General features: G+C 60.5%; 1 protein-coding gene. It reads left to right on the plus strand.

Annotated features, from left to right (window positions below; translation table 11 throughout):
• A partial coding sequence (locus tag ACSR9A_RS02725) for a non-ribosomal peptide synthetase (protein WP_473755473.1) occupies positions 1 to 1,836 on the plus strand: 1,836 nt, incomplete at both ends.

Consider the following 1,836-nt stretch of genomic DNA (forward strand, 5'->3'; position numbering starts at 1 on the left):
CGAGCTGAACGGACAAGCCAACCGCATCGCGGGCTGGCTGCGCGCGCAGGGCGTGAGCAGCGAAGACCGCGTCGGTGTACTGCTGTCCCGTTCGCCTTGGCTGATCGCGGGTCTGCTGGGGATTATGAAAGCTGGTGCGGCCTATGTGCCACTGGATCCGGCGCTGCCAGCCGGCCGCATCGAAGGGATGGTTCGGGATGCCGGAATCAGCATTCTCTTAAGCGAAGAAGCCCAACGAGAAACGGTGGCGGGCTGGGTAGAAACCCCGCTGCGTCAGGTGCTGTGTCTGGAGGAGCAGGGCTCTGACGGACAGCAAAAGGCTTCAGATAGACAGCAGAAGGAGCAAGCTTCGCAGGTGAGGTTCGCCTCGGTGGAGGAACTGAAAGCTTATTCCACGGCATCAACGGAGGTGGAGACTCGCGCTGAAGGTAGCGCATATGTGATCTACACCTCAGGGACAACCGGCACGCCGAAAGGTGTGGTGGTGGAGCATCGGAACGTGGTCAACTTTATGACGGGGATGGTGGAAGCTCTGCCCTTTGCGCCATCTGGGGCCATGCTCAGTGTGACAACGGTGTCCTTCGACATCTTCGTGACCGAGAGCTGGGTACCGCTGAGCTGCGGCATGCAGGTTCTGCTGGCGAGCGAGGCGGAGCAGCAGGACCCTGCGCAGCTGGCTGCGCTGCTCACGAAGCATCCGGCCCAGATGATGCAGACGACGCCTTCCCGTCTGGTGATGCTGCTGGAGGATGCGCGCAGTGCAGCTGCGCTGCGTCCTCTGCAGGCGCTGCTGATTGGCGGGGAGCCCTTCCCTGCCACGCTGGAAAGCCAATTGCGCAGTCAAACGGAGGCGGAGCTGTACAATATGTACGGCCCAACGGAAACGACGGTCTGGTCGACGTTTGAACACCTGAGAGAAACAGGCGAAGGAGGAAAAATGAGCATCGGCCGTCCGCTGGGCAATACGCAGGTGTATGTGCTGAACGAGGCGCTGCAGGTGCAGCCGATCGGAGCGGTGGGAGAGCTGTGCATCGGAGGAGCCGGGGTAGCCCGTGGCTACTGGGCACGGGAGGAACTGACGAAGGAACGGTTTGTCGCGCATCCGTTTGTCCCCGGCGAGCGGATGTACCGGACCGGCGATTTAGCCAGGTGGCTGCCGGATGGTCGACTGGAGCATATGGGCCGGATGGACCATCAGGTGAAGATACGGGGTTACCGGATCGAGCTGGGCGAGGTGGAAGCGCATCTGCTGCAAATCGAAGGGGTAAAAGAAGCGGTGGTGACGGTGATCGCTGGAGAAAGGGAGACGGACGCAGCGGAATTGTGCGCGTATGTGACGGGCAGCAGCGAGCTGGGAGCAAAGGAAATGCGCAGCAAGCTGGCCGAGGGACTTCCCTCGTATATGCTCCCAACGCACATCATATCCCTAAGCGAGATGCCGCTAACACCTAACGGCAAGCTGGATCGCAAGGCACTGCCGAAGCCGGAAGTCGAGGCGCAGAGCGAAGCGGCGTATGTCGCGCCACGGACACCAGTCGAAGCGGAAGTTGCGCGGCTCTGGGAGGAAGTACTGGGACTTGAGCGCGTCGGCATTCGCGACAACTTCTTTGCGCTTGGCGGCCATTCGCTCCGGGCGATGACGCTGGTATCGCGTCTGCATCAGGCATTGGAGACCGAGGTGCCGTTACGAGAGGTGTTTCTTTATCCGACCGTTGAAGAACTGGCAGCAACTTTGGAAGTAGCCGATGAGCGCGAATTTGAAGCGCTAGTGCCTGTTAAGGCTCAGGAGACGTATCCACTGTCCTCAGCGCAAAAACGGATGTACATTTTACAGCA

The sequence above is a fragment of the Paenibacillus sp. R-74696 genome, from assembly GCF_055814915.1.